The 24,457-nt window shown below is 47.6% G+C and carries 20 protein-coding genes; 9 read left to right on the top strand and 11 right to left on the bottom strand.

The features are described 5' to 3' along the window. Positions 1–20: 20 nt before the first annotated feature. Positions 21–1,421 carry an alanine/glycine:cation symporter family protein gene (locus WOA13_RS08320; protein WP_342127448.1) on the bottom strand — a complete coding sequence of 467 codons (1,401 nt, stop codon included), beginning with the start codon at positions 1,419–1,421 and terminating at the stop codon, positions 21–23. A 144-nt stretch (positions 1,422–1,565) separates the two neighbouring features. Here WOA13_RS08320 and nth point away from each other — a divergent pair, with 144 nt between their 5' ends. From nth to WOA13_RS08300, 4 genes are all read left to right on the top strand, one after another. After that, complete coding sequence (gene nth, locus WOA13_RS08315; RefSeq protein WP_342127447.1) at positions 1,566–2,198, top strand: endonuclease III; 633 nt, start codon at positions 1,566–1,568, stop codon at positions 2,196–2,198. 48 nt (positions 2,199–2,246) lie between these two features. Then, a complete protein-coding gene (locus WOA13_RS08310) occupies positions 2,247–2,963 on the top strand; it encodes a hypothetical protein (protein WP_342127446.1) in 717 nt (238 codons plus the stop codon). Positions 2,964–3,144: 181 nt separating this feature from the next. Then, positions 3,145–4,239: a DNA polymerase IV gene (gene dinB, locus WOA13_RS08305; RefSeq protein ID WP_342127445.1), complete on the top strand. Its 1,095-nt coding sequence runs from the start codon at positions 3,145–3,147 to the stop codon at positions 4,237–4,239. Between the two features lie 12 nt (positions 4,240–4,251). Further along, complete coding sequence (locus WOA13_RS08300) at positions 4,252–4,974, top strand: AAA family ATPase (RefSeq protein WP_342127444.1); 723 nt, start codon at positions 4,252–4,254, stop codon at positions 4,972–4,974. 27 nt (positions 4,975–5,001) lie between these two features. Here WOA13_RS08300 and WOA13_RS08295 read toward each other — a convergent pair whose 3' ends face one another. Continuing rightward, entirely contained in the window at positions 5,002–8,616 is a 3,615-nt protein-coding gene (locus tag WOA13_RS08295; RefSeq protein ID WP_342127443.1) for a hydantoinase B/oxoprolinase family protein, read from the bottom strand. 55 nt (positions 8,617–8,671) lie between these two features. Between WOA13_RS08295 and WOA13_RS08290 the strand changes: the two genes are divergently transcribed. Then, a complete protein-coding gene (locus WOA13_RS08290; protein ID WP_342127442.1) occupies positions 8,672–9,190 on the top strand; it encodes a phosphatase PAP2 family protein in 519 nt (172 codons plus the stop codon). Here the strand turns inward: WOA13_RS08290 and purF are convergent. From purF to WOA13_RS08275, 3 genes are all read right to left on the bottom strand, one after another. After that, entirely contained in the window at positions 9,181–10,611 is a 1,431-nt protein-coding gene (gene purF, locus WOA13_RS08285; protein ID WP_342127441.1) for an amidophosphoribosyltransferase, read from the bottom strand. The genes WOA13_RS08290 and purF overlap by 10 nt on opposite strands. 30 nt (positions 10,612–10,641) lie before the next feature. After that, complete coding sequence (locus WOA13_RS08280) at positions 10,642–10,812, bottom strand: 50S ribosomal protein L37e (RefSeq protein ID WP_081955726.1); 171 nt, start codon at positions 10,810–10,812, stop codon at positions 10,642–10,644. Between the two features lie 114 nt (positions 10,813–10,926). Further along, positions 10,927–11,145 (bottom strand): LSm family protein, encoded by a 219-nt coding sequence (locus WOA13_RS08275; protein ID WP_048204619.1) that lies wholly within the window; start codon positions 11,143–11,145, stop codon positions 10,927–10,929. 227 nt (positions 11,146–11,372) lie between these two features. On the opposite strand from WOA13_RS08275, the gene thiD reads away from it, so the two are divergent. Beyond that, entirely contained in the window at positions 11,373–12,743 is a 1,371-nt protein-coding gene (gene thiD / locus WOA13_RS08270) for a bifunctional hydroxymethylpyrimidine kinase/phosphomethylpyrimidine kinase (RefSeq protein ID WP_342127440.1), read from the top strand. Positions 12,744–12,812: 69 nt separating this feature from the next. Here the strand turns inward: thiD and WOA13_RS08265 are convergent, their stop codons facing one another. The 4 genes from WOA13_RS08265 to alaS form a co-directional block, all read right to left on the bottom strand. After that, a complete protein-coding gene (locus tag WOA13_RS08265; RefSeq protein ID WP_342127439.1) occupies positions 12,813–13,343 on the bottom strand; it encodes a universal stress protein in 531 nt (176 codons plus the stop codon). 59 nt (positions 13,344–13,402) lie between these two features. Next, on the bottom strand, positions 13,403–16,003 hold the full coding sequence (locus tag WOA13_RS08260; RefSeq protein ID WP_342127438.1) for a valine--tRNA ligase: 2,601 nt from the start codon (positions 16,001–16,003) through the stop codon (positions 13,403–13,405). 141 nt (positions 16,004–16,144) lie between these two features. Next, positions 16,145–17,215, bottom strand: coding sequence for a response regulator transcription factor (locus tag WOA13_RS08255; RefSeq protein WP_342127437.1), 1,071 nt, complete (start codon positions 17,213–17,215; stop codon positions 16,145–16,147). Positions 17,216–17,581: 366 nt separating this feature from the next. After that, positions 17,582–20,353, bottom strand: a complete 2,772-nt coding sequence (gene alaS, locus WOA13_RS08250; protein WP_342127436.1) for an alanine--tRNA ligase — start codon at positions 20,351–20,353, stop codon at positions 17,582–17,584. A gap of 303 nt (positions 20,354–20,656) precedes the next feature. Between alaS and WOA13_RS08245 the strand changes: the two genes are divergently transcribed. Then, positions 20,657–20,932, top strand: a complete 276-nt coding sequence (locus WOA13_RS08245; protein ID WP_048206305.1) for a hypothetical protein — start codon at positions 20,657–20,659, stop codon at positions 20,930–20,932. A gap of 174 nt (positions 20,933–21,106) precedes the next feature. Beyond that, entirely contained in the window at positions 21,107–21,892 is a 786-nt protein-coding gene (gene surE, locus WOA13_RS08240) for a 5'/3'-nucleotidase SurE (RefSeq protein ID WP_419095415.1), read from the top strand. A 58-nt stretch (positions 21,893–21,950) separates the two neighbouring features. Here the strand turns inward: surE and WOA13_RS08235 are convergent, their stop codons facing one another. Both WOA13_RS08235 and moaA read right to left on the bottom strand, forming a co-directional pair. After that, entirely contained in the window at positions 21,951–22,100 is a 150-nt protein-coding gene (locus WOA13_RS08235; RefSeq protein ID WP_342127434.1) for a hypothetical protein, read from the bottom strand. Beyond that, positions 22,090–23,058, bottom strand: coding sequence for a GTP 3',8-cyclase MoaA (moaA, locus tag WOA13_RS08230; RefSeq protein WP_342127433.1), 969 nt, complete (start codon positions 23,056–23,058; stop codon positions 22,090–22,092). The genes WOA13_RS08235 and moaA overlap by 11 nt, the downstream gene beginning before the upstream one ends. Positions 23,059–23,135: 77 nt before the next feature. Between moaA and WOA13_RS08225 the strand changes: the two genes are divergently transcribed. Then, complete coding sequence (locus WOA13_RS08225; RefSeq protein ID WP_342127432.1) at positions 23,136–24,455, top strand: cobyrinic acid a,c-diamide synthase CobB; 1,320 nt, start codon at positions 23,136–23,138, stop codon at positions 24,453–24,455. Positions 24,456–24,457 lie beyond the last annotated feature (2 nt).

The following is a 24,457-nucleotide window of genomic DNA, read 5'->3' as shown; positions in this document are numbered from 1 at the left end:
TTTCTTTTTTTAGCTATTTTTCAGTAGCTATCGCTTTCTTCCTCAAGACCGTCGAAGTATTTCCGTGTCTCCTGTACGATGATCCTGCGTAAGGCCAGTATGGCTATGAGGTTTGGGATAACCATCAGCCCGTTGACGATATCCGCAAGGATCCATATGGTGTCCAGCGTGAGGTAAACTCCCCCTCCCACAAGTGCGATGTAAATGATCCTGTAAGGCATGATGCCCCGGACACCCACAAGGAATTGCACACATCTTTCACCGTAGTAGTTCCAGCCGAGTATTGTGGTGAATGCAAAGAACATTAGGCCTGTGCCGACGATCAGGGAGCCGAAGCTTTCAAGTCCTGTAGAAAATGCATATGATGTCATGTAAGCGCCTTCGAAATCACTTGTCCAGGCCCCCGTCATCACAAGGACGATGCCTGTCATGGTACAGACGATGATGGTGTCGAAAAAGGTCCCTGTCATGGAGATGAGTCCCTGTTTTGCAGGTTCCCTGATCCTTGCGGCAGCGGCTGCAATTGGTGCACTTCCAAGTCCTGACTCATTTGAGAACACCCCTCTTGCTATTCCCATCTGGACAGCCAGTATCATCGTGGATCCTAGGAATCCTCCTGCTGCAGCCGTGGGTGTGAATGCGGAGCGTATGATCAGTGAAACGGTTGAAGGCAGCAGTTCGAGATTCGAAAATATTATGATAAGACATCCCAGCACATAGGCCACAGCCATGAAAGGGACCAGTACCTGCGCTACTTTTGCTATGCTTTTAATACCGCCTATAGTTACCATTGCAACAAGGATCGTAATAACGATTGCAGTATAGAACGGAGGCACATTGAGTGTGATGGCAGCCGAATCTGCTATGGCATTGACCTGCGGGAAGATGCCGATGCCAAAGAAAGCGACACAAACTCCACTAAATGCAAAGAAGACCGCAAGGGGTCTGCTGTAGGACTTATCTGCCAGTCCTCTTGTGATGTAATGCATGGGACCACCTGCCATCTGTCCGTTCTCGTCCACTGTCCTGTACTTTACCGCAAGCATGCATTCGGCATATTTTGTTGCCATTCCGAAGAACGCTGCCAGTCCCATCCAGAAAAGGGCACCCGGACCTCCGGCCTTGATAGCAGTGGCAACTCCCACTATGTTCCCGGTTCCGATGGTTGCTGCAAGGGCTGTTGTAAGGGCCGCGAAACTGGAGATGTCTCCCTCGTGGTCGTTGTCAGAAGAGTCAGGCCTGATGACGTAACGTAATGCCAGTGGTAGCCTGAATACCTGTATGAGTCCTAGACTGAGTGTTAGGTATACTCCTGTTCCCACAAGGAAGAGCAAGAGAGGTGGTCCCCATACAAGGCTGTCAATGGTCTTGAGGATACTGAGAATGTCAGGTCCTGTAGTGAACAATTCGGTAAAGGCCATGCATCTTTCCTATTGTCTCTTTATTTATTTCAATTATTCTTCCCATGGTAACATCCGGACAGATACTATTTTGGATGTCCTTCATTTCAGGAATTTCAGGAAAACGTTTTGTATTGTGCTAACAAAATACCTGTGAGGATCACAATGGACAACACTGAGAACTTCGGCCAGATATGGTCTATATTGAAAAAAGAATATCCCGATCCACAACCTGAACTGGATTACACCAATGAGTTTGAGCTTTTGATCGCAACGATCCTTTCCGCGCAGTGTACGGATGCACAGGTGAACAAGGTAACAGCTGAACTGTTCAGTAAGTATCCGGATGCAGGATCACTCGCAGATGCCGATATCACTGATCTGGAGAAGGAAATCTATTCCACAGGTTTCTATCGGGCAAAATCGAAGAACATCAAAAAGACTTCCCAGTTGATCATCTCTGAGTTTGCAGGTAAGGTCCCGGATACAATGGAAGACCTGACATCACTTCCAGGCGTTGCCAGGAAAACGGCCAACATAGTTCTTGCGAGGGGCTTTGGGAAGGTCGAAGGTGTTGCAGTGGACACTCATGTGAAAAGGGTTTCCGGTAAGCTTGGGTTTACTGAGAATACCGATCCAAAGAAGATCGAAAAGGACCTCATGAAGCTTGCAGATCAGCATGAATGGGACGACCTTTCAATGACGCTTATCCTTCACGGACGTCGTGTCTGTGATGCGAAGAAGCCAAAATGTGGTATGTGCGTGGTTGCAGAGTTGTGTCCGTCAAGTATCGAATGAGCAATATTTCCGGGAGAATTTAAGATGAATGTCCGTTCAAAATATTTAATGTTTGGAGCTGGGCTTGTTCTGGCATCGGCTATCCTCCACCTGGTACATTACCTCATATTCCATGATATGCACCACATTTCCATCTATCTTGTGGGAAGAATTGCCTTTGTGCCACTGGAAGTCCTGCTTGCCTCTTTGATCATCCACCACTTCCTCGAGCGTATTGAGAAAAAACACCAGGTGGAAAAACTGAACATGATAATCGGGAGCTTTTTCAGTGAGGTTGGTACCAACCTTCTTACAGTGATCTCTGATGCTGATCCGGACCTTGACAGGGTAAGGGAGAAATTTGTCATAAAGGACATGTGGTCGGAAAGCGACTTCTCTGATCTTGAGGCCTTCCTTAAGAACTATGATTACAAGGTCGATGCAAGAATGATCGATCTGGTCTCATTCTCTTCGTCACTGGTCAGCAAAAGAGCTTACATGGCATCTCTGTTACAGAACCCTATAATGTTCGAGCATGAGCCATTCACCGAGCTCCTCAGGGCTGTATTCCACATGACTGAGGAATTGGATTACAGGGAAGACCTTTCAGCTCTTCCGGAGTCTGATAAGATACATCTTTCAGGTGACATTAAAAGGGTTTACAGTTTACTTGCACGCGAATGGCTGGTGTACATGCAGTATCAGAAAGCCAACTATCCGTTCCTGTTCTCACTTGCCATGAGGACGAATCCGTTCGATAAGAATGCAAGTGTGATAGTTCAGTAACGGTTGAATGCTGTTCAGCACAATTCACTGTTGACCCAATAATGACAATTCATGAGACTTTCCATGAGCATTTCAGGTTCATGGAAGTTCTCATCTATTGGGTTGAGTTTCCTTTTACTCCTCACTTTCACTCCACTTGCCAAATACTTAAAACCAACTTCCTCCATATTCACTCTTTACAATGTCCCGAATAATCCTCCATGTCGATATGGACTACTTTTATGCCGCCATAGAAGAGCGTGAAGATCCTTCAATTAAGGACAAGGCGGTTGTAGTGTGCATGTATTCCAACAGAGGTGAGGAAGGAGGGGCGGTAAGCACCTGCAACTACATTGCAAGGGATGCAGGTATTCATTCGGCCATGCCCTGCAGGCTTGCGAAGTCCATCAAGCCGGATGCTGTGTACCTACCGGTCAGGAAAGAGTTCTATACCGAGGTCTCAAACCGGATCATGGAGATCCTGAGATCATACGCCGATGGTGATGGCGAGCTTTTCGAGAAGATAAGTATCGATGAGGCTTTCATAGAGATCACCGATGGGGCAGGTGGTGACTTTGACAGGGCAAAGCAGATCGCAGAGCGTATCAAAGCGGATGTAAAGGAGATGGAGGGCCTTACCTGCTCGGTGGGTATCGGTCCCAACAAGATAATTGCCAAGATGGCATCCTCCCGGCAGAAACCGGATGGTATCACTCTTATCCGGGAAGGGGATGTAGGGGATTTCCTGAACGAGATGCCGGTCTCAAAGCTCTGGGGCATAGGCAATGTCACCGAAGATAAGCTGGCAGAGATGGGCATTGAGACCGTGAGCCAGCTTGCAGGGCGTGATGTGCAGGAACTCATCGGGGCTTTCGGAAAGACCCGTGGTACGTGGCTCAAGATGGCTGCATCGGGTATCGATGACAGTCCGGTAAAGGAGAAGACCAGCTCTGACCAGATAGGCAGGATGGCCTCGCTGACCCATGATACCCGCAAGAGCGATCTTGTGCTATCCCTGCTTGACGAGCTCATAGATGATGTGTTCTCAAAGGTGCAGTCCCGAAGTGTATCATTTCGGTCTGTTACGGTAACTGTCATTCATTCGAACTTCAAGACCGTAACTAAAAGCCACACACTGAATCACCCGGTTGCAGACAAATCAATGCTTCGTGAGATATCTTACCAGATAATGGGCGAGCTGCTGGATAACAGCACGCTTAATTTCAGGCGTATCGGTGTGCGTGTGGGTAGCCTTCAGGAAAGCAAGGGACAGAAAACGCTGGCGGAGTTCTTCTGAGGTGTATTCATTATGTTCTTAAGAACGATCTCACTGAGGGACTCAACAGAAACAGATAGCAGCAGCTATCCTTTTACCATTCCTGTTATCAGGAACTTCCGGGAGCTCGAACTTACAGGCAACGTAACCTTCTTTGTGGGTGAGAACGGCTCAGGAAAATCTACCATGCTGGAAGCCATAGCGCATCAGGCAGGTTTCAATACTGCAGGTGGGAGTCGCAATAACCTGTATGACGTCCACAGGTCAGGGTCTGTTTTTGGTGAAAATCTCCGATTCTCATGGATGCCAAAGGTCACGGAGGGTTTTTTCCTTAGGTCGGAAACATTCTACGATTTCGCATCCCACATCGATGAACTCCAGAAAATTGACGGCAGGGCCTATGATGCCTATGGTGGCAAATCCCTTCATGAGCAGTCCCATGGAGAGTCATTCCTATCCCTTTTCAATAACCGTTTCAGGAACGGTCTGTATCTTCTTGATGAACCAGAGGCTGCCCTCTCTCCGTTGAGGCAGTTGTCCCTGCTGAAGATAATCCACGACATGGAATCAAGTGGAAGGGCACAGTTCATAATTGCCACACATTCTCCCATACTCCTGGGCTATCCGAATTTCCGGATACTCGACTTTGATGGCGATCGCATAACCGAAGTTGAGTATGAGGACACAGACCATTACAATATCACAAAGGATTTCCTCAATGCAAGGGAACGGTATTTCAGGGAACTTTTCCGCTGAACACTTCTTTACTCTTTATTTGTGATCTCATTCAGCTTTCCCGAACCCACCGCCTCCAGGCGTTTCTATCACAAAGACATCCCCTTCATTCATATCGACCTGAGCAGTACCTTCGATCTCCTCGATCTCTCCGCTTTTCCTTATCACGACATTCCTGCCACATTTTCCGCCCTCAGCTCCATTCATTCCGAAGGGAGCGTACTTCCTGTGTGATGAAAGGATCGCAGCCTTCATCTTTTCAAGGAACCGTACTTTGCGGACAACACCATCGCCACCACTATATCGACCCCTGCCTCCGCTTCCCTTTCGGATCGAGAACTCCTCGAGAAGTACCGGAAAACGCAGTTCAAGCACCTCGGGGTCGGTTATCCGTGAATTGGTCATGTGGGTCTGCACAGAATCGGTCCCGTTAAAGCCATTCCCCGCACCGGAACCTCCGCAGATGGTCTCATAGTATTGATATTCGTGATTTCCGAATGTGAAATTGTTCATTGTCCCCTGGGATGCTGCCATTATTCCTAAAGCAGCATAGAGCGAATCAACGATATATTGTGATGTTTCGACATTTCCTGCCACCACTGCAGCAGGGAATGTGGGATTCAAAAGGCACCCTTGCGGTATGATGATCTCAAGTGGTTTCATGCAACCTGCGTTGAGCGGGATGTTCTCCTTTACCAGGGTGCGGAAAACATAGAGCACAGCAGCCCTGCAGATGGAGGAAGGTGCGTTGAAATTGCTTTCCTGCTGTGGTGAGGTGCCGGTAAGGTCGATCCTTGCTGAGCGTTTTTCATGGTCGATTGCAATGTTCACAGAGATATGGCTGCCGTCATCAAGGGTGTATGTGAATCTTCCGTCATGCAGCACTTCGATGACCCTTCTGACCGCTTCCTCGGCGTTGTCCTGCACATGTTGCATGTATGAGCTGACGGTTTCCAGTGAGTATTTGTCCACCATCTTCTCAAGCTGCTGTATTCCTTTCTCATTGGCGGCGGCCTGTGCCTTGAGGTCAGCTATGTTCTGCAGGGGGTTGCGTGAGGGATGCTTGCCGGATCCCAGCAGCTCTAGAACCTCTGTTTCCCGGAACTCTCCTTCATCCATCAGTTTGAAATTCTCGATCAGGATCCCTTCCTCATATATCGTCGTGCTTCCGGGGGGCATGGAGCCGGGTGTCACTCCTCCGATGTCCGCATGATGACCACGGGATGCCACGTAGAACTGCACTTCTCCTGTTCCGCAGAAAACAGGTGATATGACTGTGATGTCAGGAAGGTGTGTGCCTCCTGCATACGGTGAGTTTAGCATCCAGGCATCCCCTGGTCTCATGTTGCCGTTCGCTGACTGGATGGTTGCCTTGACAGCTTCCTCCATGGAACCCAGATGGACCGGGATGTGGGGGGCGTTGGCTATTAGGTTGCCTTCATTGTCGAAGATGGCACAGGAGAAGTCCAGGCGTTCCTTGATGTTGACCGAATGGGCGGTGTTCTGAAGGCGGTATCCCATCTGCTCGGCAACGGACATGAATCGGTTGTTGAAAACTTCCAGCATCACCGGGTCAGCATCGGTTCCTATGGCAATACGTTCTGCCTGGGGTTCTGTGCGTGTAAGTACAATGTGGTCCAGGGGCGTGATCTCAGCCTTCCACTCTGGTTCCACAACAATGGTCGTGGTGTCCTCAATGATAAGCGCAGGTCCTCTCACCACATGTCCGGGTTTCAGGCATTTCCTGATGAAAACAGGAGTCTGGTGGAATTCCCCGCACGTGTACATCTCAACGGTGGTCTCGCGGGAGCATTCACCTGCTGCAACTGCATTATTTATGATCTCTTCCGGGATCTCATTCAGTCCTATAAATTCCAGTGTTATATTGGATACTACAAGCTTCCTGTCTTCTATCACAAAGCCGAACTGCTTCCTGTGATCTTCCCTGAAACTTTCCCTTATGTTTTCAACATTCCCGAAATCGATCTCAAGGGAGGTGTCAGTACCGCCGTATCTCACATGGAGCTTACGTTCGAGCACAACTTCCTCTTCTGCAATTCCCTGCTCTTTCATGGCAGGGATGCCTTCAAGTCCCAGTTCTTCGAACAACTTCCGGATATCTCGGATGGTATTGTCATTAAGTTCTTCCTCCACAGACCTTTCAAGGATCATTCTCTGGTCTGCAAGTCCCATTCCATAGGCTGATAATACTCCGGCATAGGGGTGAATGAAAACCCGCGACATTCCCAGGGAATCTGCAACAAGGCATGCATGCTGTGCACCGGCACCTCCGAAACAGCACAATGTGTAATCCTTCAGGTCGTATCCTCTCTGGGTTGAGATCCTTTTGATTGCATTCGCCATGTTCTCCACAGCAACTGTCAGGAAGCCTTCAGCGACCTGCTCAGGAGTTGTATCCTCTCCGGTATCTTCAGATATTCGACCTGCAAGTACGGCAAAACGGGAGCGTACAACCTCTGCATCCAGTGGAAGTGTTCCGATTTTTCCGAATACGGCAGGGAAGAACTCCGGAATGACCTTTGAGAGCATCACATTGCAGTCCGTGACCGTAAGCGGACCTCCTTTCCTGTAGCATGAGGGTCCGGGATCAGAACCTGCTGAATCTGGTCCTACTTGGTATCGTCCTTCGTCAAAATGTAATATGGACCCTCCTCCGGCTGCAACGGTGTGTATGTTCATCATCGGGGAGCAGAGGTGTATCCCTGCGACCTCGTTCTCAAAGGAACGTTCGTATTCCCCGTCATAATGTGCGACATCGGTTGATGTTCCTCCCATGTCGAAGCCGATGATCTTATGGAAACCTGCCATTTCCGAGACCCTGGCAGCGCCCACGATGCCTCCTGCAGGGCCCGAGAGGATGCTGTCCTTTCCCCTGAACGACATCGCATCAGTAAGTCCTCCATTTGACTGCATGAACAGCAATCGTGTATTGCACTCATCGGTATGCAGGGCAGCAAGTATCCTGTTCACATATCTCTGCAGTACGGGTGAGAGGTAGGTGTCTACCATTGTTGTTTCCCCGCGACCGACGATCTTTATCAGCGGGCTTACTTTGTGGGAAAGTGAGATGTGCTCAAAACCGATGTCCTTTGCTATTTTCTCAATGAGCAGTTCATGGTCAGGGTAGTGGTATGAGTGCATGAGTACAACTGCAAGGGAGCGTATGCCGCTGGAATAAATGGACTCGAGTTCTCTTCTGGTCTTTTCTTCATCAACAGGAACCAGTTCTTCTCCTTTTGAGCTGAACCGTTGATCCACCTCGATGACCTGTTCATAGAGTACTCCGGGAAGTTCGATGTCCAGTGCGAAGATCTCCGGCCTGTTCTGGTAACCGATCCGCAGTGCATCCCTGAAACCCTTTGTGATAACAAGTCCAGACCTTTCACCTTTCCTTTCCAGAAGCGCATTGGTGCCCACGGTGGTTCCCATCTTGATGCACTCGATCTCTTCAGTGGGCAGTCTATCGTCCTTTGAAAGTCCGAGTAGCTGGCGTATGCCCTGTATGGCCGCATCTTCATAGTGCTCAGGGTTTTCTGAGAGCAGTTTGTGCGTGAGAATGCTTCCGTCCGGTCTCCTGGCAACAACATCGGTGAACGTGCCTCCTCTGTCGATCCAGAACTGCCATTTTTTACTTTCGGACATTATTGGGAACCTCTATTGCAAAAATGTTTATCATATACAGTTCCTACAATTATTTATGTCGTTCTCATCCCTGGAGCTTCAGATCGTTCAGATCCTGAACTCTTTTCCGGCACTGGATCCTCTTATGGTGTTCCTTTCTGTGATAGGTGAGGGTCCTTTGTGGATATTGATAGGAGCTTATCTTTTCCTCTCTGGCTCGAGGAGAACTGCTATATATTTTGGTATGATGGGAATATCTGTATGGCTGACGTCTACTTTTTTGAAATCGGTCCTGATGGTTCCAAGACCTGGAGGATTTCGCTTTGTGTTGGAAGCAACGGGATATTCTTTTCCGAGCACCCATTCTGCACTGGCATTTGCAACGGCCATGTTCCTGAACTCAAAGGCAGGGAAGTACAGTCCTCTTTTATGGGCAGGTGCTCTGCTGATGGCTGTCAGCCGTGTATTTGCTGGAGTTCATTATCCCTCTGATGTGATGGCAGGAGCTGTGCTTGGTATTGTTATGGGATATATGTGGATCAGGATAGGATCTGCTGTAAATATGTATATGGAAAAAAGAGCGGATCAGGATTGATCCTCTTCCCCGAACTCATCGAGGCTGAGCTGTTTGCGGTGACATTTTTCGCCGGGGATCTCTACAGGATAAAGCTCATTGAGACATCCAAGACAGAGTTCACTCCTGTCAATACCAATTGCTTTGACAAGACCGTCTATGCTAAGGTATCCAAGTGAATCTGCTGTTATCGCTTCCCTTACCTTGTCAATCGGTTTTTTGGCAGCGATAAGTTCTTCCCTTGTGGCCATATCGATTCCCAGGTAGCATGGTGCAATAATTGCAGGACTTCCGATCCTTGCATGTACTTCTTTAGCACCTGCTTTGCGTACCATCTCAATGATACGCTTGGAAGTTGTTCCGCGTACGATGCTGTCGTCGATAAGAATGACCTTTTTGTCCTTTAGGTTCTCAGAAATGGTGTTCATCTTGAGACGTACAGCTGTTTCTCTCATTGCCTGGCCCGGAATAATGAATGTACGACCGATATAACGGTTCTTCATCAGACCTTCCTGGTAATTGATACCGGACTCTTCGGTATATCCGATCGCGGATGTGATTCCGGAGTCTGGTACAGGGGATACAATATCAGCTTCCACAGGATGCTCTTTTGCAAGCTCCCTGCCGATCCTCTCACGGACCTTGTAAACAAGCTGACCATCAATAATGGAATCAGGTCTTGCAAAATAGATATATTCAAAAACACAGTGTGCAGCGTTCTTTTCGTTGAACATCTGGTAACTTTCAAATCCACTGTCTGTGATCTCGATGACCTCTCCGGGTTTTACATCCCTTACAAGCTCACCGTTGAGGGTGTCAATTGCCACACTCTCGGATGCGACCACATATCCGCCGCTGATCTCACCTATGCATAATGGTTTGAATCCAAGGGGATCCCTGGCAGCAAAAAGCCGGTCATCGATCATAAGGGCAAGTGAATAGGATCCCTTAAGCCTTGACATCACGGCTTTGATGGATTCGATGGGGTCATGTTTTAGCAGTTCCTTGACAAGAAGGTGTGCTATGACCTCGGTATCAGAATTAGTTATGAAAATACGTCCTTCGGATTCCAGTTCGTCCCGAAGGTCATGGCCGTTCACAAGATTTCCGTTGTGTGCAATGGCAACGTTACCACTCTTGTACTTGACCATTAGTGGCTGACAATTCTCAATCTTAGAATCCCCGGTAGTGGAATACCGGACATGTCCGACGCCAATGTTACCTTTGAGCTTCAGAAGATCGTCTTTGGAATATACTTCCGGAACAAGGCCCATGCCTTTGATGGACTTGATGGTCTCTCCACATTTGACCGTTATTCCGGTAGATTCCTGCCCCCTGTGCTGTAGAGCGTAGAGGGAGTAGTATATTTGAAGTGAAGCGGGTTTAGCCTTTGCATCTGCATCATGCATCAACACGCCGACAACGCCGCATTCTTCTTTCATTTATACTCCGTTTTGAGAATTAGTTTGTTTTTAGTATTTGCACTTTCTCTGCCACTGGTAGCTTCTCATGCGTGATGTCTTTCCGAAACCGCATGATGTGCACTGTTTTGTATGGATGTTGAGTGAAACGCTTCCACAGCGTCTGCATTTTGCGTGTGTGCGTTTTTGCCTCTTACCCATTGATGGAGTACCTTTTGACATCTCTTAATCACCTTTTGTAAATGTTTAATGTAATATGTTCCAGTATATTTCAACTGATGTTAGCTGTAATTATATTGGTGGGTTTATCCCTGATGCACCTATTCTTCTTATAGGTTACGGAGACACATAGACTACGTTATCTCCTCTGATAACAACGCCACCGATCTTACGTACGACCTCGCCTTCACTCAGTTCTTCTGCTTCGTCAAGTACAAGGTTCATGTGTACGTCATATCCCTGAAGGATACCCCTAAATTCTCTTGTGCCCTTTAACCTGACAATGACGGATGTGTTCAAAGCATCGTTCAATATATCCAGAGGTCTGTTTCCCATTATTGATCGCCCCTAATGCATTATATGATTTAGATAAGTTATGTTGATCCCGAACTTAATAAGCTTTTAGTTATTGCTTTAGTTCCTGATTTGATTCTCCATTGTTGCAAATACTCTATATAAACCTGTCGAAGACAGGTCAGTGTGTATATAATTCTTTAAAATTAGTCGCATTTCTTCTCGTGTAACCACTTGTTTTTTATTCAACAAATCCAATCTTGTGTTTCATGATCACAGAAGGCAGTAACATGGACGAGATGGACATAACACCAGTTGTATTGACGATCGCCGGTTCAGATTCCGGGGGTGGTGCAGGTATCGAGGCTGACATCAAGACCTTTGGTTCATTATATGTGCACGGCACATGCGCCATAACCTCTGTAACCTCACAGAACACCACCGGTGTAAAGAGTGCATATGAACTGCCACCTTCGGTCGTCTCAGACCAGGTTGATGCTGTCTGTACTGATATGGATGTCAGGTGGGCAAAGTCAGGAATGCTCTCATCTGCCGACATCGTCAGGCAGGTAGCGAGAAGCGTGAAGGAATACGGTCTTCATATCATCGTGGACCCTGTAATGGCCGCAGAGGCCGGAGGGGAACTCCTGAATGAAGATGCTGTTTCCGTATTGAAAGAAGAACTTCTGCCCGTAAGCTATGCAACCACTCCAAATATTGGTGAGGCGCAGGTCCTTTCCGGGATCACCATAAATTCACATGAGGATGCTAAGGATGCTGCCAGGGCAATTGCTGCCCTTGGTGTAAAGAACGTGGTGATCACAGGAGGTCACTCTGACGCTGTGGACCTTGTCTATGAATCCGAAAGTGATCTCTTTGCAGAGGTCCCGGGCAGGTTCATTGAGGGTGGCACACATGGTTCAGGATGCACTTATTCTTCAGCACTTACTGCTTATCTTGCAAGAGGCTATTCCATCGTGGACGCTGCCATAGCAGCAAAGGAATTCGTCGAATACGGTATTCTGTTTAGCAGGAACGTCGGCAAAGGCGTGTCCCCTGTGAACCAGATGGGCTATATGCAGATGATGGCAACAAAGGATGAAGTTCTTGCTAATACCGAGGAAGCTGTGGGGATGCTTGAGGACAGCCCTAACTTTAGCAGGCTTGTGGCAGAGGTCGGCTGTAACATAGCAATGGCCCTTCCACACGCAAGGAGGGTATCCGATGTTGCTGCTGTCAACGGCAGGATCGTCAGGCTTCAGGGAAGGCCAAAGGTGGTGGGATGTGTCGGCTTTGGTGCAAGCAGCCATGTCGCAAGGATCGTGCTTGCGACAATGGAGTTCGATCCTGAAGTTCGTGCATCGGTCAACATAAAGTATTCACAGAACGTGCTGGCGATCTGTGAGGACATGGGACTCACAATGTCTTCCTTTAGCCGCGCAGAAGAACCTGAACACACCCACACCATGGACTGGGGTGTGACCTATGCAATTGATTCATATGGCCGGGTCCCTGCTATAATATCCGATGCAGGTGGCATGGGTAAAGAACCAATGGTACGTGTCCTTGGAAGGGATGCAATAGAGGTTGCAAGCATTGCCATTGAGATCTCAGACCGTCTTGCAGTACTTGAGGGGTAAGGTTTCCTCTAACCTTTCCCAATTTTCCCTTTGTCTTCTTTTTCTTCTTCAGAATTTTCAGAATATATCTTACCTGACGACCAGAAGTTCTGTCGGTGAGTTCCTGATAACCTTTTCTGCAACACTTCCAAACCTGAACCTGCCATCGGCGGTCTTTCCTAGTGTGCCGATTACCAGAAGGTCCACATTCTCTTTCTCTGCGACATCAAGGATTACGTTTGCAGGATGGCCTTCCTCAATTCTGGTCTCGACCTCAGCACCCATCTTTTTGCAAAGCTCTTCCACATAGGATGTAACAGCACTGCCTTTCTCTTCAAGATGCTTGTGCCTCTCGGTCTTCCACATGTCATCTGCAACCCGGGCAAACTCGCTCCATTGCTCTCTGGTCATATGTTCGCTGACCGCCAGCTTCATTGAGGCTACATAGTCCCTGTGGACAGCTTCAGGAGTAACACCTACGGTCTCCATCTCAACAACATAAAGGGCAATGACCTTAGCACCGCTCAAAGCTGCTATCTTCACCCCCGACATTGCAGCTTTCTGTGCGTTCTCAGACCCGTCGGTAGCTATCAGTATCTTTTTGTACTCTTTATCTGCCATAAAAAACCCCCGCTTTTAGTTATATAAAACTAGAGCGGGGGCAAAAATAACTGTTTTGGTCAGCGGACTATCACGACGACAGTGCCGTTGACGTCAAGGACATCCACAGCCCTGCCGGCTGAGATTACCTCTTTCTCAATGACGATGCTTTCAGGCTCAAGTTCAATATCCTCGCCATCAACTGTTATGTTAATATTGCCTTTTGAAGCGATGTCAGCAACTTCCACAGGGTCCATTGATGTGAGTGTCTTGATGATAGCTCCTGCCTGCTTCCTGAACTTCGGACCAATGATGCCCATGTTCGGTTTGATGTTCACAGGAACATGCTCAAAGTCAGGCTCGCCTTCGATTACCTCTACGGTTGAGTTTGTAACACCGGTAAGGTCGGATACATCTTCAAGTGTGCCGTAGACCTCGATCTTCTCGAGAGGTGCGTTAAGTGCCATACCTGATTCGGACTTGTATCTTCTGACATTTCCGGCGATCTCCTTGATGAGCTCTCCTTCCGTCTCAATGTCCTCACTGATCAGTGCCTCATTGACTTCCGGCCAGTTCTGTGCATGTACACTGCCTTCATCACCGAGTCTTGAGTACATCTCTTCGGCAAAGAACGGTGCGAAAGGTGCAAGCATGCGTGCGAGGGCATCGATTGCCTGGTACAGTGCGTACTGTGCAGCCTTACGTGCGTTCTCGTCATCTCCGTACAGCCTGGACTTCACAAGCTCGATATAGTTGTCAGCAAGGGTTTCCCATGCGAATCCCCTGATTGACTTGTATGCTTCATCGAACTGGTATGCATCAAGGCTTTCGGTAACTGACATGATCAGCCTGTTAAGGTTGCTCAGGAGCCACTTGTCGATAATGGCAAGGTCTTCAGGTTTGTAGTTCACGATCTCGGAAATGTTGTCCTCAAGGTGTGACATTGAGAAGCGGTAGATACTCCACATTTTTGTGAAGAACCTGGATGCTGATACAACGTCCTTCCACCTGAACATTACATCTGATCCGGTGGAGCCGCCCACTGCAGCCCACTGCCTGAATGAGTCTGCACTGTATTTCGCAATGACCTCTTCAGGTGAGATGATATTTCCAAGTGACTTGCTCATCTTGTGGCCATCTTCTCCAAGTACCATTCCATTAACGAGTATGGAATCCCATGGTCTCTTGTCGGTCAATGCTTTTGAGCGCAGGATACTGTAGAATGCCCATGTGCGTATGATATCGTGTCCCTGTGGACGCAACTGGGTCGGGTTCCTCATTTCCTTATCGGTCAGCCAGCCTGCCACGTGCAGTGCTGTAAGGGATGAGTCCATCCAGGTATCCAGTACATCTTCTTCCGGCTCGAACTCAGTGGAACCACATTTACATGCTACTGGTGGCTGTTCCTGTGTAGGGTCTATTGGAAGCCATTCTTCTTCTGCTACCATAACCTCTCCACATTTCTTACAGTACCATACAGGTATAGGGGTTGCAAAGATCCTCTGGCGTGAGATACACCAGTCCCATTCCATGGTGCCTGCCCAGTTCTGGAGCCTGACCTTCATGTACTCAGGGAGCCACTGGATCTCATCAGCTGTATCAAGGATCTCATCATTGTCGATCTTCACGAACCACTGTCTCTCGGACAGGATCTCGATAGGTGTCTTGCATCTCCAGCACATTCCGACATTCTGGTCCAGCGTCTTCTGCTCATAGAGGTATCCTTCTTTCTTGAGGTCCTCGATGATAGCTGCCTTGCACTCAGGAATTGTCATGCCTGCATACTTGCCTGCGATCTCTGTGATGCGTCCGTTCTTGTCAATGGCCTTTCTCAGCGGAAGGTCATGCTCTACCCACCATCTGACATCCTGCTTGTCACCGAATGTACAGATCATAACGACACCGGTACCAAATGAAGGATCTACGTCCTTGTCACCGATGACCTTTACGTCATGACCGAACAGCGGGACCTTTACGGTCTGTCCGATGTGCTCATTGTAGCGGTCATCCTCAGGGTTGATGGCAACTGCAACACATGCTGCAAGCAACTCAGGTCTTGTGGTGGCGATCTCAAGTTTGTCGAAGTGCAGGAAGTTAAGCTTTGTGTCCCTTGCATCGTATTCGACCTCAGCAAAAGCAATGGCTGTTTCACATCTTGGGCACCAGTTCACAGGATGTTCTGACTGGTATAAGCGTTCCATGTTCTTCATCCTGACAAAAGATGTCTGGGTCTTGACATAGTAGTCAGGTTCCATTGTGATGAACTCATTGCTCCAGTCAGTGGAGAACCCGAGGCGAAGCATTGTAGCTCGCATCTTCTCGATGTTGCCGACGGTCATTTCCTCGCACATCTTCCTGAACTCGGTACGTGGGACCTGGTTCTTGGTAATGCCGTGGATCTCTTCCACCTTTACTTCGGTAGGGAGGCCGTGACAGTCCCATCCCTGGGGGAACATCACATTGAATCCCTGCATTCTCTTATATCGCGCAACAAAATCGATGTAGCACCAGTTGAGTGAATTTCCGATGTGGAAATTTCCTGTTGGGTATGGTGGTGGTGTATCTATTATGTACTGTGGACGGGTCTCATCCTTCCAGTCAAAGTGATACATTGACATGTCCCAGGTGTCTTGCCATTTTTCTTCTATTTCATGAGGGTCGTATTCTTTAGGAATCGCCATTAAAACACTCCAATGATAGTTAAACAGTTATCGTGTATTTTGTTAGATTGAGAGGCTTAAGATTATTTAAACATATCTGGTTGGAACTAAGATATGTGCCTGATTTTAGTCCGGAATAAAAATAGTTAAAAAAAGAAGGTTTTAGCTGGAGCTTGTTTCCGTTGGTTCCCAGCCGAATCTCTTCATGACCATCTTGATACGGGCATTGATCTCCCTCTTATCGAATGGCTTTGAGATATAATCATCGATTCCAAGCTTCATTCCCTTGAGCTTGTCCTCGACCTCTGTCTTTGCAGAGACCATTATGACTGCAATATCGGTTGTATCGCTCTTCTGCTTGAGCTTCTCCACGACCTCGTATCCGTCCATGTCCGGCATCATGATGTCAAGCAATATAAGATCGGGAAGTTCATCAGTAGCCTTCTTTATGGCTTCTTCACCGCTGTATGCTATTATGAAATCATAGGGTTCTGTGGCAAGGGAGAGCCTTATGAGCTCAGGAATGTCCGGCTCATCGTCCACGACAAGGATCTTCAACCTGTCCTTTTTCATCTTCTGCTGGCCGTAGCTCAGGTCGATCTTTCCGTCAACGATGGAATACTGCAGGTCAAGGCTGTTCATTCCGATATCGGTATGTATCTTTCCCTGTTCCGTGATGTCAACGATGACGTCAAAGAAGGAGCGCATGAGGCCTTCGGTGTCGCCTGGGAGGGCACCTTTTCCAAGCATGGAGATTATGCTGCCCTGATTGTCGCGAACTGTCCTTTCAAGGAATTTAATAAAATTCTCAACGATCTGCAGGTTGTCCTTGGAAAGTACTGTGAGGTCATCAAGAACAAGGATGGATCCGGGATTCTGGCCGAATATCTTCGAAGCATGTGACCCGATCCTGATGTAGTCTGTTACCGAATTACAATACAGCGTGTTCGGATCGTTCTTTCCAGGTCCTTCTGTATCAATGAACCATATTCTTTCCATAAGGTCCTCGACTTCCAGGCCATATTCCACAAATCTTTCAAGCACGTGTTTCCTTGAGGTCTTCAGGCAAAGCCATACAATATTACGAGAAGGATCACACTTCATTGCAGAATATGTGTAGAAATAGATCATCCTCTCGCTGAACACATTGACCGGTGCTAACAATAATGCATTCTTTGTCGTTAGTTCCTTACAAAGCGTGCTCATGATCTCGTCGGTTTCTTCTGCAGACATCTTACCCTCACAATTTCAGTACTTACTATTGTTTTTTTTCTAATATTAATCTTTTCAAATCAACCTCCTTTTTTTGATGTGTATCTGTGTCTATTTTCCAGACATTATCCTGTTCCTGGTAAGGTAGAAATATTGGCTATGCTGGTAATAAAAAGGTCTGTCAATTCCGAAAGTGAACTCCATCAGCTAGCAATTCAATGTAAAACAAAAGAAAAAATGAATTAAATTGACTAAAAATTAGATGGATCCAGAAAATAAACGAATGAATGAATGAATGAATGAATGAACTAAACTAAAAATAAGCCCAAAAATAAAATTTAAGAAGGCTCGCCTTAAACAGCAAAGCCTTCAATGTGAATCAATTGTTCATTCGGTCTGCTCTTTCAGAAGCTCAATACTCCTGTTCAGGGCTTCATCCATCTTTGATGCGTCTGTTCCGCCACCGCGGGCCATGTTTGGACGGCCTCCGCCGCCACCGCCGACAATTGCGGACATCTCTTTGACTATTGCACCTACGTTGATGCCGCTCTTTACAGCGTCCTCTCCGGCAGCTGCGACGATCTTCACACCGTTCATCTCGCTTATCAGCACAGCGACGACATCGGTTTCCTGTGTAAGTTCACCTGCTGTCTTGGTGAGCTCATCGCTGTCTGCATTCGTGATCGACTTTGCGATGACCTTTATGCCATTGAGATCCTCAGCTTCTGTGACCAGCTGGCTTACTCTTGCGTGTGCAAGGTCCTCTTTGAGTCTCGTGTTCTCCTTCTTGAACTCCTTCCATTCCTCGAAGAACCTTTCGATGGTGGATGGCAGTTGTTCTGCTGACACGCGGAGTGTTTCGGATGAATCGCGCACAAGTGACTCTAGATCCTGCATTGCCTTGATAGCAGCTTCTCCTGCTGCATATTCAAGACGTTCCACACCGTCCTGGATACGTTCGGTCTTCAGGATCTTTATAGGTCCGACAAGACCTGTGTTCGTACAGTGGGTGCCTGCACATGCTTCGATGTCATTGCCCACCTGCATCACACGGATCATCTTTCCTGGCGGAACTCCGCCCTGGTACAGACGGAATCCGTATTTCTGCTCGGCCTCTGTCCTGTCCATCCAGTCGCTCAGCACACGCCTGTTCTCCATAACGGTGCGGTTTGCGATAAGCTCTATCTGGTCCAGCTCTTCCTGGGTGATACGCTTGTAGTGGGAAAGATCAAGACGTGCCCTGTCCCTGAACTTCTGTGCGCCAGCCTGCCAGATGTGGCTTCCAAGGACCTCTCTTGCAGCATCATTGATGATGTGGGTGGCGGTGTGATGTCTTGCATGTGCCATACGGCGCTCCTCATCGACCTTGCCTACCACCAGATCGCCTTTCCTGATGTGGAGCTCGTCCTCTATATTATCTATAGTATGGACCACCACGCCATCGTAGATCTGTGTGTCCACCACATTAAGCACAACATCCTCAACGGTCAATGAACCGTGGTCTGCCGGCTGTCCGCCACCCTCGGGGTAGAGCAGTGTGTTATCAAGAACTATATTGTTCTCGAAGATGTCAAGCACGACACCCTCGAATTCCATCCTGTTCGGCTCATCGTAGAACAGGCGTTTAGTCTTTGGCAGTTTTACGATCCTGTCAGCAAATGGAATTACCTTTTCTTCCTTCTCCTCGGACTTGCTGTGCTTGTCAGCAACCAGTGAATAGAAGTTGTCCGGAAGGTCTACTTCCACACCTGCTTCTGATGCAACGGACTTTGATATTTCCGGTGGGATCCCGTGGCTGTCGTACATGTCGATGATGGTCTCAAGAGGGATCTTCTCTCCACTCTTCTTGTAGTGCTTTGCAGATTTTTCCATCATTCTCCTGCCACGGTCTAGGGTATCTGCGAACTTGCGTTCCTCGTGGACCAGAATATCGTCGATGACGTCGAAGTTCTCCTGGAACTCGGGGTACTCAGGAAGGTTGTCGATGTGCATCTTTACTATCTCGGAGATCGGTATCTTGATACCAAGGTCCTTCATCATCCTGAGGGTCCTGCGTATGACAAGTCTTGCAAGGTATCCTGCCTTGACATTGGATGGGATTCCGCCGTCACCCAGCATGAATGTGAGGCATCTAGTGTGGTCTGTGATCGCATAGACGCTTTCCACGGGCTCCATTATGGAACTGAGCTTTTCTACGGTTGTACCTATACTGGATGCGACCTGCTTCCTCAGCTCGAAGAGGTTTGCTTTCTCGCTGACATCCATAAGGCCTGCCAGACGTGCATTCTGTGAAAGGATGTTGGTGTACTCTTCGTTCTCAAGCTCGTGCTCGATCCCGGCAAGTCCCATAAGCTCATTCACGATGCCCGGGAAGACCGCATCATAGATCGTTGGTGAACCCTTTGATGCCCATACGAATCTCTCAAGTCCGTATCCTGTGTCCACAATGTAGTTGTCCATTTTGGAATACATGTCTCCCTTGATGTCGATGCTTCCCTTCTTGTCCTGCTTCAGGTCCATGAACACAAGTGTTGCGACCTCAAGTCCGCCGATAAGTGTTTCCACACATGGGCCTGCATTTCCACCGCCTGCCCATGGCTCTTCCTTGTATGTGACAGCCATTGGATCTGCGCCAAGGGAGTTGAGAAGTCCGTCACACAGCTCAAGGGTGTGGTCCTTCCAGTAGATCTCCTTGTCCTTCTTGTTGAAGGCGTGGTGTGCCATCATTTCAAAGGTCGTAAGGTGCCTTCCACTCCTTCCAACAGCATCAAGGTCTGAAAGCCTGATGCATGGCTGGGAAATGGTAAGCGGGTTTGCCGGTGGTGGTACCTGGCCTGATGTTACGAATGGCTGGAAGTCGGCAATGGATGCAATGGTAAGGTAAATGTCATCTCTCCATCTGGCAATTACCGGATACCTGTCAACACGGGTATGTCCCTGTTCTTCGAAGAACTTGAGGTAGGATTCCCGCATATCTGCAAGTTCCATCTTTTTCTTGAATACGGGATTGCCTATGAATGAATAGGGGTCGCATGGTGCGTCTCCACATGTTTCCCTGTCCAGGTCCCGTGTCCAGAAGTATTTACCGCATTTGGGACACTGTTTTCTGATAAATCCATTATCAGAGAAAAAATCGATTTGATATTCATCTTCAAGCATAATGATTCCAACTGTAAGTGTTATTTTGTAATCATGCTGTATGCAATATAGTTAGTACATAATGTGTTCTACCACGTATCCTTCAATAGTTTAAATAAATTTCTCATTTTGATCGTGAATACAAATTTTCGTATTTTATATCCTGCCTTTTTGCCTTTCATGATGTTGCTTTTTCTTTCAGCTCATTTCTTTTCTCTTTTTTATGTGTACATATTTGCTTTCTATCTGCAAAAAACGTGGACACACCGGCTATATGCATGTCCATAGAAACTAGCTATTATACGTTAGGAAAAGATGATCACAATGCAGGCAGTCAAATATATGTCCCTGGTCTTCAGGGGCGCAGTAGAAGAATACGACAATACAGGTGTCCGGCCATCTGTTTTCCTTGATGCAGCCGGGGATCTGCAGATCTATCTCTGTGATCCGATACTTGATGATGCTGAGGCTGAGGGCAATGTTCCTGAAATGGAGCTCGAGGTCAATGGCGGTCAGTTCTCTGACTATCCTGGTAATAACTTTAACGTCAGTTACAACAGGATGAGGTCCGAAGTGGTATCCGATCAGCTACCACGCTAACTTTTATTTGACGTGTAATATTGTTCTGTCATTCATCCGGTATTTGCATAATGCCTGCCTGATGACATTGTTTTTGTTCATCTGTCCTTAAGTCCACACTCCAAATCTCTTTTTACTTTTTTCATCTTTTTTGTTCCATTAACTATAATACGACAAAGGACAATGAGAACACCGATGTCAAAGCGAATACTGCTCACAAACGATGATGGTGTCTATGCTGCCGGTATAAGGGCAGCCTACAGGAGTGTGTCCGACCTTGGCGATGTCACAGTCTCAGCACCGGCTATGCAACAAAGCGGTGTGGGCCGATCGATCTCCATATTTGATCCACTTCGTATAACCCGTACATCAATAGATGGCATAGATGTGCATGCTGTGGGCGGAACCCCTACGGATTCCGTGATACTGGGCATCTTTTCTATCATGAAGGGACTGCCTGATCTGATCCTCTCCGGGTTCAACATTGGTGAGAACATAAGTACCGACACTATCACGACATCAGGGACCGTAGGAGCTGCACTCGAGGGTGCAAGTTATGGTGTTCCTGCTATTGCTGCTTCCATCCAGGTAACTGAGGAGGGCCTGAAATTCGATGACCTGAGGGATTTCCAGCATGACTTTGATGTGGGCGTGAAGTTTGTTAACCGTGTGGCAAAAAAAGTATTGAAGGATGGCCTTCCTGAGAATGTTGACCTTCTGAACATTAACATCCCTCATTTTGCAGAAGATGACTGTGAAGTGGAGATCACAAAGCTTGCACGCAAGTTCTTCGAGACCAATGTCGAAGAGCGCCATGATCCACGGGGAACCTCATATTACTGGATAACAGGTGACCTGATCCATGAAGCGGAAGAGGGTACCGATGTCAATGCCATTGAGAACGGTCACATATCCGTGACACCGATCTCGCTGGATGCAACATCTCCGATCGATTTCTCAGATATAGAGCATCTGGTCTGATACTTTCAGCCCGATGAAAAAAGATAGTGATGAATTGAAAGGCAGTACTATATTGGTTTTACTTTTTCAGTTTGATCGTGATGTCCTTCCAGTCGGTATCGACACCATGAAGTGTCTCCACTGAAGAGCTTGCCATTGCTCCCAGGATCTTCTGCACAAAATGGTTGATCTCAATATCATTGCCGTCAACTGTAAGTTCAACTTCCATCTTTTCTATCTCCGATTATTGTTTTTTTCTCAATGATCCTTTTTTCTTCAGAGTTCGTGTAGAATGGTATCCTGCGTTCTATGGAGGCCCTCAGTAGCTCAGGAAGTTCTTCCTGCTTAGCATTTGTGAAGTCTATAAGGTTATCCTTGACCAGAAGGCAGGGCTTTAGCTTACCATCTGCAGTTATCCTGAGCCTGTTACAATTGGCGCAGAATTCCGCATTTTCAATAGGTCTTACAAACTCAACTTCTGCTCCGTTGATGATATAGCTTTTACGGTGATGCATCTTCCGCATCCTTATATCATCTGCACGTCTTTCAAGATCCTCTTCGATCTTTTTGGCATCAAGGTCATATTGGGCACCGTCCCTGAAGTCCATTACCTGTATTATCTGTAGCACAAGGTCGCCGCTGTAACCCCTGACGAAATCCAGCATGTCATCGATCTCATTCTCATTGATTCCTTTGAGAAGGACCATGTTGATCTTCACCGGAGTAAGGCCTGCATCGATGGCTGCTTTGATCCCCTCGAGCACTTCATAAAGGTCCTCCGGCCTTCCGTGTGTGATATAGGCGTATTTCTCAGGATCAAGGGTGTCAAGACTGACATTCACACGGTCCAGTCCTGCTTCTTTCAGGGCGTGTGCGCGTCCTTTAAGCAGTACTCCGTTCGTGGTCACGGATACATCCTTTAGTTTTGGCAATGCCCTGAGTATGTCCTCAAAATCTTTCCTGACGAGCGGTTCTCCTCCTGAGAACTTGACCTTATTGACGCCGAACTTTGACGCGGTATCCACTATCTGCGCGATCATTTCAACTGTCATCTCGTTCCTGGTACCTTCGTCGCCTTCACTGTGGCAATAGATGCAGTCAAGATTGCAACGGTTGGTAAGTGAGATCCGGAGACTTGTGACCGTCCGGCCGAACCTGTCTGTAAGAAGATCTTTTGAGGATTTCATGTTCGTATACACTAGAATGAATTAAGTTATGAACAGGAATAGTAATGGATATATATAAAACCAACTCAATTAGAGGCATGAAACGATCGGTCCTAATTGCAGGAACACATAGCGGCGTAGGCAAAACCACTGTAGCAATGGGTGTTATGGCCGCTCTTACGAAAAGGAATATGAATGTACAGCCTTACAAGGTTGGTCCTGATTATATTGATCCTACACATCACACTGCCATATGCGGCAGGTCCTCAAGGAACCTTGATACATTCATGATGGGTGTTGAAGGGGTTCGAAGGACTGTTGAGAACAGCTACAAGGACGCTGATATTTCCGTTATCGAAGGTGTGATGGGTCTGTACGACGGTATGAACTCCACGGAGATCGCCAGCTCAGCCCATGTTGCCAAGTCACTTGATATTCCTGTAATTCTGGTCGTAAATGTTCATGGTATGTCCAGAAGCACTGGTGCCATAGTCAAGGGTTTCACCGAGTTCGACAAAGACGTTAACATTGCAGGTGTTATCCTGAACAGGGTGGGGAGTCCGCGTCACGCTCAGATGATAAAGGACGTACTTCCTGACATTCCTGTTGTGGGCGCAGTTCCAAGGAACCAGGATGTAAAGGTCCCCTCAAGGCACCTTGGCCTGCACATGGCCGGTGAGCAGGACTACGATGTCGGCAAGCTCGCAGAGTTCATTGAGGAGAACGTTGACATCGATGCGATCCTTTCTCTTGCTTCCGAGCCAAAGAAACCTGAGGTTGAGGATGAAAGGTGTATCGAGGACATGTCAGAGGTTACCATTGGTGTTGCCCGTGATGCTGCATTCTGTTTCTATTACGAAGAAATGTTCGACATGTTCAGGAAATGTGGTGCAAAGATCGAGTTCTTCAGTCCTCTTGATGGCGAGATTCCTGAAGTTGATGGTATGTATTTCGGCGGTGGCTATCCTGAGCTGAACATTGCCGAACTTGAAAAATCCCGGACCACAAAGAAGCTCAAAGATCTTTCCGCAGACGGTATGCCGATCTATGGTGAATGTGGTGGATTGCAGTACCTTTGCAGTTCCTATGAGATAGAGGATGTTGTTTACAAGATGGCAGACCTTTTCCCAGCAGAGACCCTCCTTACAAAGAAACTTCAGGCACTTGGATATACTCACGGTGTTGCAAAAGGTAAGTTCATCAAAGGACCTGTCAGGGGGCACGAGTTCCACTACTCTCTCACAGAGTGCGACAGTGATTCAAGGCTTATCTATGAGATGGAGCGCGGGAAAGGTATCATGAACGGCAAGGATGGAATCACAGAGCACAATTCCCTTGCAAGTTACATGCACGCACACCCTGCTTCTTTCCCTGTGGACAGTTTTGTGGAAGAATGCCGTAAGTATGGCAGGAAATAATT

This window comes from Methanococcoides sp. LMO-2, from assembly GCF_038432375.1.
Classification (GTDB): domain Archaea; phylum Halobacteriota; class Methanosarcinia; order Methanosarcinales; family Methanosarcinaceae; genus Methanococcoides; species Methanococcoides cohabitans.
This window is presented reverse-complemented; position numbering and strand designations above follow the sequence as displayed.

Coding starts and splice junctions, on each gene's coding strand:
- thiD (WP_342127440.1), top strand. CDS start 11,373: ATGATCACAGAAGGCAGTAACATGGACGAGATGGACATAACACCAGTT.
- WOA13_RS08310 (WP_342127446.1), top strand. CDS start 2,247: ATGTTTGGAGCTGGGCTTGTTCTGGCATCGGCTATCCTCCACCTGGTA.
- surE (WP_419095415.1), top strand. CDS start 21,107: ATGTCAAAGCGAATACTGCTCACAAACGATGATGGTGTCTATGCTGCC.
- WOA13_RS08225 (WP_342127432.1), top strand. CDS start 23,136: ATGAAACGATCGGTCCTAATTGCAGGAACACATAGCGGCGTAGGCAAA.
- WOA13_RS08290 (WP_342127442.1), top strand. CDS start 8,672: ATGTCGTTCTCATCCCTGGAGCTTCAGATCGTTCAGATCCTGAACTCT.
- purF (WP_342127441.1), bottom strand. CDS start 10,611: ATGAAAGAAGAATGCGGCGTTGTCGGCGTGTTGATGCATGATGCAGAT.
- WOA13_RS08320 (WP_342127448.1), bottom strand. CDS start 1,421: ATGGCCTTTACCGAATTGTTCACTACAGGACCTGACATTCTCAGTATC.
- WOA13_RS08280 (WP_081955726.1), bottom strand. CDS start 10,812: ATGTCAAAAGGTACTCCATCAATGGGTAAGAGGCAAAAACGCACACAC.
- WOA13_RS08265 (WP_342127439.1), bottom strand. CDS start 13,343: ATGGCAGATAAAGAGTACAAAAAGATACTGATAGCTACCGACGGGTCT.
- dinB (WP_342127445.1), top strand. CDS start 3,145: ATGTCCCGAATAATCCTCCATGTCGATATGGACTACTTTTATGCCGCC.
- WOA13_RS08300 (WP_342127444.1), top strand. CDS start 4,252: ATGTTCTTAAGAACGATCTCACTGAGGGACTCAACAGAAACAGATAGC.
- WOA13_RS08235 (WP_342127434.1), bottom strand. CDS start 22,100: ATGGAAGTTGAACTTACAGTTGACGGCAATGATATTGAGATCAACCAT.
- WOA13_RS08245 (WP_048206305.1), top strand. CDS start 20,657: ATGCAGGCAGTCAAATATATGTCCCTGGTCTTCAGGGGCGCAGTAGAA.
- WOA13_RS08295 (WP_342127443.1), bottom strand. CDS start 8,616: ATGTCCGAAAGTAAAAAATGGCAGTTCTGGATCGACAGAGGAGGCACG.
- alaS (WP_342127436.1), bottom strand. CDS start 20,353: ATGCTTGAAGATGAATATCAAATCGATTTTTTCTCTGATAATGGATTT.
- nth (WP_342127447.1), top strand. CDS start 1,566: ATGGACAACACTGAGAACTTCGGCCAGATATGGTCTATATTGAAAAAA.
- WOA13_RS08255 (WP_342127437.1), bottom strand. CDS start 17,215: ATGTCTGCAGAAGAAACCGACGAGATCATGAGCACGCTTTGTAAGGAA.
- WOA13_RS08260 (WP_342127438.1), bottom strand. CDS start 16,003: ATGGCGATTCCTAAAGAATACGACCCTCATGAAATAGAAGAAAAATGG.
- WOA13_RS08275 (WP_048204619.1), bottom strand. CDS start 11,145: ATGGGAAACAGACCTCTGGATATATTGAACGATGCTTTGAACACATCC.
- moaA (WP_342127433.1), bottom strand. CDS start 23,058: ATGAAATCCTCAAAAGATCTTCTTACAGACAGGTTCGGCCGGACGGTC.